Source organism: Streptomyces sp. cg35 (assembly GCF_050410835.1).
Classification (GTDB): Bacteria; Actinomycetota; Actinomycetes; order Streptomycetales; family Streptomycetaceae; genus Streptomyces.
Window position 1 is genome coordinate 5,365,680 of record NZ_CP191268.1, and the last position, 13,483, is coordinate 5,379,162.

Genomic DNA, 13,483 nt, shown 5'->3' on the forward strand with positions numbered 1-13,483 from the left:
GGAGGACTACCGCCCGCAACCGTGCGGCATGATGGGGCGCATGGGGACCGAGGGGGGCAACGTCCGGGTGGTCGGCGGCCGTTACCGGCTGGAGGCCAGGATCGGGCGGGGCGGCATGGGGGTCGTCTGGCGGGCCTCCGACACATTGCTCGCGCGACAGGTCGCTGTCAAGGAACTCGGGGTCGACGAGACGCTCTCCGAGGACGAGGCGCGCCAGCAGCGCGAGCGGATGCTGCGCGAGGCGCGGGCCGTCGCCCGGCTGCGGCACCCGAACATCATCGTCGTGCACGACGTGGTGCTGCACGACGAACACCCCTGCATCGTCATGGAGTTGATCGGCGGCGGCTCGCTCGCCGACCGGACGGCCCGGGACGGGCCCGTCGACGCCGTCGAGGCCGCGCGGATCGGGCTCGCGCTGCTCGCCGCGCTACGGGTGGCGCACGCCGCCGGGGTGCTGCACCGCGACCTCAAGCCCGCGAACGTCCTGCTGGAGCCGGGCACCGGCCGCGTCGTGCTCACCGACTTCGGGATCGCGCAGGTCGAGGGCGCCACCACGCTCACCGAGACCGGCGGCTTCGTCGGATCGCCGGAGTACACCGCGCCGGAGCGGATGGCGGGGGACCGGGCCGGCGCGGGCGCCGACCTGTGGTCGCTCGGGGCGCTGCTGTGTGCCGCGCTGAGCGGCGAATCCCCGTTCCGCCGCGACTCGTTGGGCGGCATCCTGCACGCCGTCGTGTACGAGGAGGTGCGCCCGCCCGCCGAGGCCGCCCCGCTGCTCCCGGTGATCCGGGGCCTGCTGGAGCGCGAGCCCGCCCGGCGGATGGGGCTCGACGAGGCCGAGCGGCTGCTGCTCGCGTACCTCGCCACGGGCACGACCCCGCGGCCCGCCCTGTCGCGGATGCCGTACGCGCCGATCCGGCGCGAGGTGCCGGGCTTGCGCGGTCGAAGGATCTCCACGCGGGTGCTGCTCGTGGCGGCGGCGCTCGTCGCGGCGCTCGCCGGGGCCGCGCTCGCCGTGGCGCTGCTCCTGGCCCACCGGGACGACAACGCTCCCTCGGGGCCGACGAGTTCGGCGCCCGGTGTGTCCCGCACCGCGACGGCGTCCCCTTCGCCCACCCCGACCGTCACCGTCACCCGGCAGGAGACCCGCACCCCCACCGCGCCGCCCGGGTACCGGACCGTGGCGGACCGGAAGGGGTTCAGCCTCGCGGTGCCGGAGGGGTTCACGCGCTCGCTCGACGGGCCGCGGGTGCTCTACACGTCGCCGGGCAGGACCTTCCGCATCGGGATCAAGCTCTCCGCGGTGCCGGCCGGCGGGCCCGGCGCGGCGCAGCGGCGGGCGGCCGCCGACGGGCCGCGCACCAACCCCGGTTACCGGGACGGGAAGGTCACCGACACCTCGCACGACGGGCACGACGCCGCGCTGTGGGAGTTCACCTGGAACGGGTTCAGCGCGGCCGAGGGCGCCCGGCACACCCTCGATCTGTGCTGGCGGGAGGGCCGCCGGATGTACGACGTGTGGGTGTCGGGGCCGGTCGGCAGAATCGATCAGGCACGCGCGTACTTCGACGCCGCCGTCGACACGTTCGCCCCATCTGCGACGGAATGACGGCAGGTGAGGCATCAGCGCGGTCACAAGTCCGTGACCTGAGTGGAACCGGGGGCGTGCCTCGCGGTAGTCATGGGTCCATGAGTGACAACGGGGGAGCCTCTTACGGCCCGAACGAACCAACCAGCTTCGGGCTGCAGCCGCCGCGGCCGGGGCCCGCGCACGTGCCGCACGAGGGGAACCCGTACGCCCGCACCACTCCGCAGCAGCAGCCCCGGCCGGAGCCCGCGCAGGCCGTGCCGCCGCAGTCGGACCCGGGCGCCGGGCGGCTGGTGGCCGGGCGCTACCGGCTGCTGAGCAAGCTCGGGCACGGCGGCATGGGCACCGTGTGGCGGGCCAAGGACGAGACGGTGGACCGTGAGGTCGCCGTCAAGGAACCCCGGGTGCCCGACCATCTGCCGGACCGGGAGCGGGCCACCGTCTTCGAGCGGATGCGGCGCGAGGCGCGGGCCGCGGCCCGGCTCGACCACCCGGCGGTGGTGAACGTCCATGACGTCGCCGTCGAGGACGGCCAGCCGTGGATCGTCATGGAGTTCGTACAGGGCCGCTCGCTCGGCGCCGCGCTCCAGGAGGGCACACTCGGCGTGCGGGACGCCGCCCGCGTCGGCCTCGAGGTGCTCGGCGCCCTGGAGGCCGCGCATGCCGCCGGGATCCTGCACCGCGACGTGAAGCCGGACAACGTCATGCTCGGCCGGCACGACCGGGTGGTCCTCACCGACTTCGGCATCGCCCAGATCGAGGGCGAGACGAACCTGACGGACACCGGCGGCTTCGTCGGTTCGCCCGAGTTCATCGCGCCGGAGCGGGTGTTGGGGCAGCGGCCGGGCCCCGCCTCCGACCTGTGGTCGCTGGGCGTCGTCCTGTACGCGGCGACGGAGGGCGTCTCGCCGTTCCGCCGCACCAACACCCCCGCGACGCTCCAGTCCGTGCTGAACGCGACCCCGGCCGCGCCCGCCTCCGCGCAGGGCCCGCTGGCCGACGCCATCAACGGGCTGCTGCAGAAGGATCCGGCGCGCCGGCCGAACGCCGCGCAGGTCCGCGCCCTGCTGGAGCGCGCCGCCGAGCCGCCCGTCCAGCCGCCCACGCAGGTCGTGCGGACCGGCTCCGGCCAGGGCGGGTTCCGGCTCGGCCGCAAGGCGTTGACCGGGATCGGCGCGGGCGTCGTGGCCGCGGCGGTCGCGGCGTACCTGGTGATCGCGAACCCGTTCGCGGGGCCGCTGCCCGACGGGTGGAAGCAGCAGGATGAGGCGAAGCTGCTGGGCGCCTCGTTCGGGACGCCGGCGTCGTACGTCCGCGCCGAGGCGGACAACAGCATCGACAGGACCAGGCACTGGGTCTCGTACACCGATCCGAGCTACGCCGTCTCCATCACGCTCAACCTCAAGAAGAAGTCCGAGGACTCGCTGAACGAGATCGCCAGCTCGGCGAGCGCGCAGGCCAACAAGGACTCGGAGGAGATCAACAAGGGCGACGCCACCGGCATGGCGGACAAGCCGGAGCCGACGAGCAGGACCGCCGAGACCACGTACCGGGACAAGGCCTCCGCCGAGAACACGATCACCTACGTCGACGACTCGGACTCCGACGCCGTCAAGCCGCGCGAGGCCAAGGTCTTCTACTTCAAGACCTCGAAGGGCGACATGTACCAGCTCTGGATCGACTATCCGGCCAAGGGCGACTTCACCGAGCGCGGACGCGAGGTCGCGGAGACCGCCGTCGCCAACCTGGACATCGAGAACCTCTGAAGTGAGCGGTCACGGGGGAACGGACACCGGAGCGGGCCGTCTGGTGGGCGGCCGGTACCGGCTCGTCGAGCGGATCGGCGCCGGCGGCATGGGCACCGTGTGGCGTGCCGTCGACGAACTCGTCGGGCGGGACGTCGCGGTGAAGCAGCCGCGGCTGCCCGGCGACCCGCACGGCGAGTCCCAGCGGCGCGCCTACGCGCGGCTGCACCGGGAGGCACGGGCCGCGGCGCGGGTCGAGCACCCGTCCGCGGTCGCCATTCACGACGTGGTCCTGGAGGACCAACTGCCGTGGATCGTCATGGAGCTGGTGCGGGGCGAGTCGCTGCACGAGGTGCTCAAGCGCGGCCCGCTGGCCCCGCAGGAAGCGGCCCGCATCGGGCTCGCCGTCCTCGGCGCGCTGCGGGCCGCGCACGCCAAGGGCATCGTGCACCGCGACGTGAAACCGGCGAACGTGCTGCTCGGCCCGCACGGCCGGGTCGTGCTCACCGACTTCGGCATCGCGCACATCCAGGGCGAGGAGTCGCTCACGGTCAGCGGCGAGTTCGTCGGCTCGCTGGAGTGCATCGCGCCCGAGCGGATGTCGGGCGACGGCGCCGGACCGGCAAGTGACCTGTGGTCGCTGGGGGTTCTGCTGTACGCGGCCGTGGAGGGCTGGTCGCCGTTCCGCCGTACGACGCTGGAGTCCACGCTCGCCGCGATCCTCTCCGCCGATCCGCCCGTGCCCGAACGGGCGGGCGCGCTGCGGCCGTTGATCGACCGGCTGCTGGTCAAGGACCCGGCGGGGCGGCCGGACGCGGCGGTGGCCGAGGCGGGGCTCGACGCCGCGGTGTCCGGGCGGCCGCTGCCCGAACCGTTCGGCGACGTGCCCGCGCAGGACCCCGCCGGGCTGCGGGAGCTGGGCGACGACGTGGGCACGGTGCGGCTCACCGGGCGTCCGGGGACCGGGACCGTCGCGGAACCCGAGGGCGGCGCGGAGTCGGGGGCGAAGCGGCGCGGCGCGCGGCGCGGCCCCGCCCTGGTGATCGCCGCGGTCGTCGGGGCGCTGATGGTCGGCGGCGGGGTCTGGCTCGGTACGTCGCTGAGCGAGGGGGCGGGCGGTGACCCGAGCGTCCCGCACGGCGAGGGCAAGGGCGGGAGCGAGACCTGGAGCGGCGGGGCGACGCCCACCCGGCCCGTCTCCCCGTCCGCGTCGGACGAGGGCTGGACCGTCCGCAAGGAGTCCGGGCTCCGCGCCCTGATCTCCGTCCCGGACGAACTCACCGACGTCTACCACGACCCGTCCGACGACGGCGTCCAGTACACCGACCCCAAGAGCGACGTGACGCTGAGCCTGAAGCGCTGGGCCGTCACCGCGGGCGGCTCGACGGCGCTCGCCTGGGCGACCGGCGTCGGCGACTCCTACGACGACAAGGGCTACAGCGACATCCACCGGACGGTCACCAGGACCAGCTTCCACGGCAAGGACGCCGCCCAGCTCGACGTCACGTTCACGAACGCGGACGGGAGCTATGTCGAGCGGGAGATGCACCTGTACGTCGTCGACGAGCACGCCCGCTACGACCTGGCCGTGAGCATGCCGAAGGGCGTGAAGGCGCACGAGAAGCAGGGCACCACGCTGTTCAAGCAGGCGCGGGATCGGATCGAACTCGGCAAAGACTTCTCCGGCGGCGAGGAGAGCAGCGGGTAGGCCGACAAAGCCGCTGATCAGCGGCTTTGCTGCCAGCGATCACTGGCGCAGTGTGTGTACTCGGTGAAAGCCGATTACTGATGGGTACCGAAAGCGTCGGCTTCGGCATACCCTCCCCCACATGACGGAGTCGCAGGCCACCCCCGAGAACGCAGAGACCGCAGCGAAGACCGGTACGAATCCGCAGGCCGCCGCCCCCGAGGGCGCGCGCACGGCTTCCGACGTGGTCACGCCCGAGCTGGTCGCCCAGCTCACCCGGGGCGTGGTCGGTTCGGGGCGGACGGCGAACCACACGCCCTTCACCGGTGAGAAGCTGGCCGACCTGCCGGAGTCGACGCCCGAGGACGTGGCGAGCGCCTTCGAGCGGGCCCGCGCCGCCCAGGAGGTCTGGGCGAAGACGCCGGCGCGGCAGCGGGCCGCCGTGCTGCTGCGCTTCCACGACCTGGTCCTCGCCCGGCAGGCCGAGGTGCTCGACCTGATCCAGCTGGAGACCGGCAAGGCCCGCCTGCACGCCCACGAGGAGGTGCAGGCCGTCGCCGTCGCGGCCCGGCACTACGGCCGCAAGGCCCCCGCGTACCTGAAGCCCAAGCGGCACACCGGCGCCGTCCCGACGCTCACCAAGGTGACCGAGCTGCGCCAGCCGCGCGGCGTCGTCGGCCAGATCGCGCCCTGGAACTACCCGCTGGAGCTGTCCGTCGGCGACGCGCTCCCCGCCTTCGTCGCGGGCAACGCCGTCGTCATGAAGCCCGACACGGAGACGTGCCTGACCGCCCTGTGGGCGCGGGACCTGCTCATCGAGGCGGGGCTGCCCGCCGAGGTCTTCCAGGTCGTCCTCGGCGAAGGCCCGGTCGTGGGGCCCGAGTTGGTCAAGCACGCCGACTACGTCTCGTTCACCGGCTCCACCCGTACGGGCCGCGAGGTCGCGCAGGGCGCCGCCGCCCGCCTGGTCGGCGTGTCCCTCGAACTCGGCGGCAAGAACGCCATGCTGGTGCTCAAGGACGCCGACGTGGAGAAGGCGGCGGCCGGCGCGGTGCGGGCCTGCTTCTCCTCGGCGGGCCAACTGTGCATCTCCATCGAGCGGTTGTACGTCCACGAGTCGGTCGCCGACGCCTTCGTGGCGCGGTTCGCCGCCCGCACCAAGGCGATGCGGCTCGGCAAGTCCCTCGCGTACGGCGCCGACATGGGCTCGCTCGTGGGCGAGCGGCAGCTGACGACCGTGTCCCGGCACGTCGAGGAGGCCGTCGCGAAGGGCGCCACGCTCGTCGCCGGTGGTGTCGCGCGCCCCGACATCGGCCCGTACTTCTTCGAGCCGACCATCCTGGACGGGGTGGAGGCGCCGATGGCGGTCTGCACCGAGGAGACCTTCGGCCCGGTCGTGTCCATCTACCGCTTCAGCGACGAGGACGAGGTCATCGCGCTGGCCAACTCGACGCCGTACGGACTCAATTCGTCGGTGTGGACGAAGGACGCCAAGCGCGGCCACGAGGTCGCGGCCCGGCTGCGCACCGGCACCGTGAACATCAACGAGGGCTACGCGCCCGCGTACGGCAGCGTGCAGGCGCCCATGGGCGGCATGAAGGAGTCCGGGCTCGGCCGCCGCCACGGCTCCGAGGGCATCCTCAAGTACACCGAGGCGCAGACGGTGGCGCACCAGCGGGTGATGCCGATGGCGCCGTCGTTCGGGATGGACGACGAGAAGTACGCGAAGTTCATGTCCACCAGCCTGAGCGTGATGAAGAAGTTCCGGCTGCGCTAGGAGCGCGGGGAACCGCGCGACCAGCCACCCACAGCCCGCACACGCACACAGGGAGAACCATCAATGGCGATGGGCGAAGACGGCCCCGCGTACGACTACGACGTCCTGGTCATCGGCTCCGGGTTCGGCGGCAGCGTCACCGCTCTGCGCCTGACCGAGAAGGGCTACCGGGTCGGCGTCCTGGAGGCGGGCCGCCGGTTCGCGCCGGGCACGCTGCCCAAGAACTCCTGGGACGTGAAGAACTATCTGTGGGCGCCCCGGCTCGGCATGTACGGGATCCAGCGCATCCACCTGCTGGGCAACGTCATGGTCCTGGCCGGTGCCGGGGTCGGCGGCGGCTCGCTGAACTACGCCAACACCCTCTACGTACCGCCGAAGCCCTTCTTCGAGGACCCGCAGTGGAAGGACATCACGGACTGGGAGGAGGAGCTGAAGCCGTACTACGACCAGGCGCGGCGCATGCTGGGCGTGCGGCTCAACCCGACGATGACCCCGGCCGACGTCCATCTGAAGGCGGCCGCCCAGTCCATGGGCATCGGCGACACCTTCCACATGGCGCCGGTCGGCGTCTTCTTCGGCGACGGTGACGACGCCGACGGGACCACCAGGGCCCGGCCGGGACAGCAGGTCGAGGACCCGTACTTCGGGGGCGCGGGCCCGGCGCGCAAGGCGTGCACCGAGTGCGGCGAGTGCATGACGGGCTGCCGGCACGGCGCGAAGAACACCCTCAACGAGAACTATCTGTACCTCGCCGAGAAGGCGGGCGCGGTCGTCCACCCGATGACGACCGTGGTCTCCGTGACCGACGACTCGCAGGGCGGGTACGCGGTCTCGACGCTGCCCACCGACAAGAAGAAGTCGGCCGGGCGCGTCTTCACGGCCGGCAAGGTCGTCGTCGCGGCGGGCACGTACGGCACGCAGACGCTGCTGCACCGGATGAAGGCCAGTGGCCAACTCCCGTATCTGTCCAAGCGGCTGGGGGAGCTGACCCGCACCAACTCCGAGGCTCTGGTGGGTGCGCAGACGACCGACCGGCGCTACCGCAAGCGGCACGGCACCGCGAAGGCCGACTTCACCAAGGGTGTCGCGATCACCTCGTCGATCCACCCGGACGCGGACACGCACATCGAGCCGGTCCGCTACGGCAAGGGCTCGAACGCGATGGGCGGCATGTCCATCCTCCAAGTGCCGTACGCGGAGGGCTCGTCCAGGGTCGCCGGGTGGCTGGCGAACGTGGCCAAGCACCCGACGCTGCTGGCCCGCTCGCTGTCCAACCGCCGCTGGTCGGAGCGGACCATCATCGGCCTGGTCATGCAGTCCCTGGACAACTCGCTGACCACGTACCTGAAGCCGGACGGTGTCGGCAAGGGGCTGCTCACCGCCGAGCAGGGGCACGGCGCCCCCAACCCCAAGCAGATCGAGGCGGCCTCGCGCGGCGCGTCCGCGATCGCCGCCGAGATCAACGGCTTCGCGGGGTCGAACGTCGGCGAGCTGATGGGCACCCCGCTGACCGCGCACTTCCTCGGCGGCTGCCCCATCGGCGACAGCGCCGAGACCGGTGTGATCGACCCGTACCACCGGGTCTACGGCCACCCGGGCATCTCCGTCGTCGACGGCGCCGCGGTCTCCGCGAACCTGGGCGTGAACCCGTCGCTGACGATCACGGCGCAGGCCGAGCGCGCGATGTCGTACTGGCCGAACAAGGGCGAGGAGGACCCGCGTCCGGAGATCGGCACGGTGTACACGCGGCTCGCGCCCGTCGAGCCGAAGAGCCCGGCGGTCCCGGCGGAGGCGTTCGGCGCGCTGAAGCTGCCGTTCCTGGGCATACCGGCGGTGCCGCCCAAGGAGCAGTAGCCGTACGGCAGTTGCACGCGAAAGGACCCGCACCCCCCTCCGAGTGCGGGTCCTTCTCGCGAGACGTGCGGGGCGCTTACGCCTCGTCGCTCACCGAGCGGCGACGCACGGAGTAGACGACACCGGCACCGGCGAGGACGGCGACACCGCCGACGAGGCCGACGGTCGGCAGCATCGAGTCGGCACCGGTCGAGGCGAGCGAGCCGGCGAGCGGGGTGCTGCTGGACTGCGGGGCCGGGGTGTTGCTGGGCTTCGGCTCGGGCTTGGCCGGCGGGACCTTGCCCGGCTCGCTGTCCGCGGCCAGGATCTCGAAGCGGTACTCCTGGTCCTCGGGGACGCTGAAGCCGCAGACGCCGTCCGCGTCCACGCTGGTGGCGAAGGCCATCGAGCCGCCGATCCCGGTGGGGGCCTTGGCGTCCACCTTGAGGCGCAGCTTGATGTCGGCGTGCTCGCCCGGCGCGAGGGCGCCCGCGTCGGCGAACGGCAGGTAGTCCTCGCTCTCGATGCTGGTGTCGATGTCCTTCCAGGCGGACCCGTCGAACCACTGGACGTGCACGAAGCGGGTGATCTCCGTGGTGTCCTCGTCGTAGGCGTACGCGAAGGCGTACAGCTCCGCGGAGACCGACTCGAAGGCCTTGCCGGTGTAGTTCGAGACGCGGAACGTGAAGCCGTGCCAGCCCGAGCCGGCCACGACCTTCGACGGCAGACCGCGCAGCTCGGCGAGGGTGCCGGGGCTGTCCTCGTAGTCGGTGCACTCGTCGTCGCCCGGCTCGTCGCCCGGCTCGGTCGTCTCGCTCGGCGGCGTGGTCGTGACGGCCGGCGGCGTCGTGGTCGTGTCGGTCGACGGCGAGGAGGTCTCGGGCGCCGGGACGGTCTCGGTCTCGGCCGGGGCCGGCGTGGTCGTCGGGGGCGTCTCGCCCGGCGTGGCCTCGGTGGACGACGGGGTCGTCTCCACGGCTCCGGGGGTGGTGCTCGGCGTCTCGTCCGCGAACGCGGCCGGCGCGGACAGGAGCGCGATCGGGGCAATGGCGGCCGTCGCGGCCGCCGTCACCAGTGCGCGGCGAAGCTTCATCAGGACCTCGATCGGTGCGGAGTGGAGGCCGCCGCGGTGGCGGTCGCGGGTGTGGCCGTCGGTTCTGCACATGTGACCCGTGATGGCCGGTAATGGTTGTCCGGGTTCTCACAGGATCTTTATGTGAAGTGGATCACCAGCCGGTGTGCCGATCCCTGATCGTTACGCGCGGCGGGCTTAAAGGGCTGGCAAACACCGCAGGTCCGGGCTTTGATTGCGGCTCGGTGCGACCGGATGGGCGGACGCGCCCGCGTACACATGGGGTGGGGAACGAACATGAAGTCAGGTCTGGGGCGCGTGCTGGCCGGTGTCTGTGCGACGGCGGCACTCGCGGCCACGGCGGCGTGCGGTTCGGGAGCGGACGACGCCAAGAGCGCGGACAGGCCCGCCGCGAAGGCCGCGCTGAAGCCGCTCAGTGAGGCACAGTTGAAGCAGGCCGTGATCACCGAGGCGGATGTGAAGGGCTACCGCGTCGGCGCCCTGGGCAAGGGCGACATCGCCGAGGTGAGCGTGCCCGCGAAGCCGGCCGCCTGCCAGCCGATCGCCGATCTGTTCCTGCTCGGCACCGAGCCGGACGCCGCCGCCATCGTGGCCCGGTCGGTGACCAGCCTCACCGAGACGGACACCACGGTGATCCAGCTGGGCCTGCTCGCGCACGAGGAGGCGGACGCCAAGAAGGTGCTCGCGGGGCTGCGCACGGCGAGCGAGAAGTGCGAGGCGTACGAGCACACGGGCTACAAGTACAGCGGCGTCAAGCCCCGCAAGGCGCCCGACCTGGGCGACGAGGCCGTCTCGTACGAGATGACCGGAAAGATCGACGGCGAGACGATCCCGATGACGTACACGGTCGTGCGCACCGGCTCCACCGTCGCCTCCTTCTACGCCATGAACATCCTGGACGCGAAGCAGGCCGAGGTCCCGGGAGAGATCATCCGGGCGCAGCTGGCCAAGCTGGAGAAGTCGACCGCGAACAAAGCATCCTGACGAGACATCAGGACGATCTGCCGTATGGGCAGCGGCATGGGCGAAGGGCCCCGCAGGACGGATCTGCGGGGCCCTTCGGTGTCGGCTCCGACGTCAGGGCAGCGTCGGTGCCGCGGAGCGGCGCCGGGGGGTAGCGCCGCTGGCTCTTGTGCGGCCGTGGTGGTCGGTTCACTGGGTGAGCAGGGGACGTGACGCGCAGGTGTGGGGTTTCCTGCGCATCGTGCTCGATGCCGGGGAGGGAGGAAGCCGGGAGGCCGGCCGGCCCCGGGCGTCCCCGGGACCGACCGTTCTCTTGGGTGACCGGGCTGCTGTCCCCTGCCGTCCGGTCACTGCACTGAAGCGAGGTCCCACGACGTACGGCGTGACCGTGACGTCTCATCGCTCCAGCGAAGCCACGCGTGGTTTTGTTCGGCCCGCCCCTGGCTGGCACGGACACCGGGACCAACGAAGCCCGCGCCGACCGGTCACGCGCCGTACGGGTGAGTGCGGATTCGAACTCGGATACGGCGTCGGTCGGGCGGGGTCAGATCCGGCCCCGGCACAGTTCGAGCAGCGTCATCGCGAGCGAGGTGCCGGGCTTGCCGAGGGCGTCGCTGTAGTGGCCGAGCACCTCCATCTCGCGGGAGAGGTTCACGCGCCGCCCGCCGGAGGCGATGCGTGCCTCCTGCACGACGGCGGAGACGGCCATGCGTTCCTGGACGAGGCCGATGATCCGGTCGTCGAGGGCGTCGATGCGCTCGCGGGCGCCGGTGATCACGTCGGCGGCCTCGGGGGTGCGGGCGCCGGTCTGCTCGGTGGTGGTGGCGGTCATGGTGGGGCTCCTCACGGTCGGTGTCGGGAGCCCCGGATCGGCAGGACCCGGAAACGCCAGACGCCCCGGGCCTTGTCGGCCCGGGGCGCCTGGGAAGTCGCTTGTCAGTAGCTCAAGCAGCACCACCATGGCATCCGGCGGGCCGGCTGCCATAGGTAAAGACGAAGGTCGTCTGCGAGAACATGGCCCCGAGTATAGCGCGGCACCTTCACGCCCCCTTGGCGATCGAGGAGCGGGGTCCGGGGTCGAGCCCCGTGGCCTGAAGGGCGGCCCGGCCGAGCCGGTAGAATCACCGGTACGACCCCCTGCTAAGCCGCCGGAAGGCAACCCGTGTCATCAGCGACTTCCGCTGCCGCCGCCCCCGACACCGTCCTGGTCGTCGACTTCGGTGCGCAGTACGCCCAGCTCATCGCCCGCCGAGTCCGTGAGGCCCGGGTCTACAGCGAGATCGTCCCGTCGACCATGCCGGTCGAGGAGATGCTCGCCAAGAACCCGGCGGCGATCATCCTCTCCGGCGGCCCCTCGTCGGTCTACGCGGAGGGCGCCCCGCGCCTGGACCGCGCGATCTTCGAGGCGGGTGTCCCCGTCTTCGGTATGTGCTACGGCTTCCAGCTGATGGCGACGGCCCTCGGCGGCACCGTCGACAACACCGGCGCCCGCGAGTACGGCCGCACCCCGCTCGCCGTCTCCAAGGCCGACTCGACCCTCTTCGAGGGCACCCCGGCCGAGCAGCCGGTGTGGATGTCGCACGGCGACGCCTGCTCCGCCGCCCCCGAGGGCTTCACCGTGACCGCGTCCACCGAGGTCGTCCCGGTCGCCGCCTTCGAGAACGACGAGAAGAAGCTGTACGGGGTCCAGTACCACCCCGAGGTGATGCACTCCACGCACGGCCAGCAGGTGCTGGAGCACTTCCTGTACCGCGGCGCGGGCCTCAAGCCCGACTGGACGACCGGCAACGTGATCGAGGAGCAGGTCGCCGCGATCCGCGAGCAGGTCGGCGACAAGCGCGCCATCTGCGGTCTGTCCGGCGGCGTCGACTCGGCGGTGGCCGCGGCCCTGGTCCAGAAGGCCATCGGTTCGCAGCTGACCTGCGTGTACGTCGACCACGGCCTGATGCGCAAGGGCGAGACCGAGCAGGTCGAGAAGGACTTCGTCGCCGCTACCGGCGCGAACCTGAAGGTCGTCGACGCCAGCGAGCGGTTCCTGACCGCCCTGGCCGGGGTCTCCGACCCGGAGACCAAGCGCAAGATCATCGGCCGTGAGTTCATCCGCGTCTTCGAGCAGGCCCAGCTGGAGATCCTCCAGGAGAACGGCCCCGAGGTCGCCTTCCTCGTGCAGGGCACGCTCTACCCGGACGTCGTCGAGTCCGGCGGCGGCACCGGCACCGCGAACATCAAGTCGCACCACAACGTCGGCGGGCTCCCCGACGACATCGAGTTCCAGCTCGTCGAGCCGCTGCGCAAGCTGTTCAAGGACGAGGTCCGCATGGTCGGCGCCGAGCTGGGCCTGCCGGACGAGATCGTCCAGCGCCAGCCGTTCCCCGGCCCGGGCCTCGGTATCCGGATCGTCGGCGAGGTCACCAAGGAGCGCCTGGACCTGCTGCGCGAGGCCGACGCCATCGCCCGCGAGGAGCTGACCGCGGCCGGCCTGGACCGTGAGATCTGGCAGTGCCCGGTGGTCCTGCTCGCGGACGTCCGCTCGGTCGGCGTCCAGGGCGACGGCCGCACCTACGGCCACCCGATCGTGCTGCGCCCGGTCTCGTCCGAGGACGCCATGACGGCGGACTGGACGCGGATGCCGTACGAGGTGCTCGCGAAGATCTCGACGCGGATCACGAACGAGGTGGCGGACGTCAACCGCGTCGTGCTCGACGTGACGTCGAAGCCGCCGGGCACCATCGAGTGGGAGTAGTCCCCACAGTCCGGTGAGAGTGCCGTCCGCCTCCGGGTGGGCGGCACTTTCGCA

At 72.0% G+C, this 13,483-nt stretch carries 9 protein-coding genes; 7 read left to right on the top strand and 2 right to left on the bottom strand.

Annotated elements, in window-relative coordinates; all coding sequences use genetic code 11:
- Nucleotides 1-40 precede the first annotated feature (40 nt).
- From ACQUQD_RS24605 to ACQUQD_RS24625, 5 genes are all read left to right on the top strand, one after another.
- Nucleotides 41-1,609 (top strand): serine/threonine-protein kinase, encoded by a 1,569-nt coding sequence (locus ACQUQD_RS24605; protein ID WP_428954289.1) that lies wholly within the window; start codon nt 41-43, stop codon nt 1,607-1,609.
- A gap of 80 nt (nt 1,610-1,689) precedes the next feature.
- Complete coding sequence (locus tag ACQUQD_RS24610) at nt 1,690-3,354, top strand: serine/threonine-protein kinase (RefSeq protein WP_428954290.1); 1,665 nt, start codon at nt 1,690-1,692, stop codon at nt 3,352-3,354.
- A 1-nt stretch (nt 3,355) separates the two neighbouring features.
- Nucleotides 3,356-5,041, top strand: a complete 1,686-nt coding sequence (locus ACQUQD_RS24615) for a serine/threonine-protein kinase (protein WP_428954291.1) — start codon at nt 3,356-3,358, stop codon at nt 5,039-5,041.
- Nucleotides 5,042-5,162: 121 nt separating this feature from the next.
- On the top strand, nt 5,163-6,797 hold the full coding sequence (locus ACQUQD_RS24620) for a succinic semialdehyde dehydrogenase (RefSeq protein ID WP_428954292.1): 1,635 nt from the start codon (nt 5,163-5,165) through the stop codon (nt 6,795-6,797).
- Nucleotides 6,798-6,860: 63 nt separating this feature from the next.
- On the top strand, nt 6,861-8,651 hold the full coding sequence (locus ACQUQD_RS24625) for a GMC oxidoreductase (RefSeq protein ID WP_428954293.1): 1,791 nt from the start codon (nt 6,861-6,863) through the stop codon (nt 8,649-8,651).
- Between the two features lie 76 nt (nt 8,652-8,727).
- On the opposite strand, the gene ACQUQD_RS24630 is transcribed toward ACQUQD_RS24625, so the two are convergent.
- On the bottom strand, nt 8,728-9,795 hold the full coding sequence (locus ACQUQD_RS24630; protein ID WP_428954294.1) for an LAETG motif-containing sortase-dependent surface protein: 1,068 nt from the start codon (nt 9,793-9,795) through the stop codon (nt 8,728-8,730).
- 204 nt (nt 9,796-9,999) lie between these two features.
- On the opposite strand from ACQUQD_RS24630, the gene ACQUQD_RS24635 reads away from it, so the two are divergent.
- Entirely contained in the window at nt 10,000-10,707 is a 708-nt protein-coding gene (locus ACQUQD_RS24635) for a hypothetical protein (RefSeq protein ID WP_428954295.1), read from the top strand.
- Nucleotides 10,708-11,230: 523 nt separating this feature from the next.
- On the opposite strand, the gene ACQUQD_RS24640 is transcribed toward ACQUQD_RS24635, so the two are convergent.
- Nucleotides 11,231-11,518, bottom strand: coding sequence for a chorismate mutase (locus ACQUQD_RS24640; protein ID WP_428954296.1), 288 nt, complete (start codon nt 11,516-11,518; stop codon nt 11,231-11,233).
- Nucleotides 11,519-11,848: 330 nt separating this feature from the next.
- Between ACQUQD_RS24640 and guaA the strand changes: the two genes are divergently transcribed.
- Nucleotides 11,849-13,429, top strand: a complete 1,581-nt coding sequence (gene guaA / locus ACQUQD_RS24645) for a glutamine-hydrolyzing GMP synthase (protein ID WP_428954297.1) — start codon at nt 11,849-11,851, stop codon at nt 13,427-13,429.
- Nucleotides 13,430-13,483: the final 54 nt, after the last annotated feature.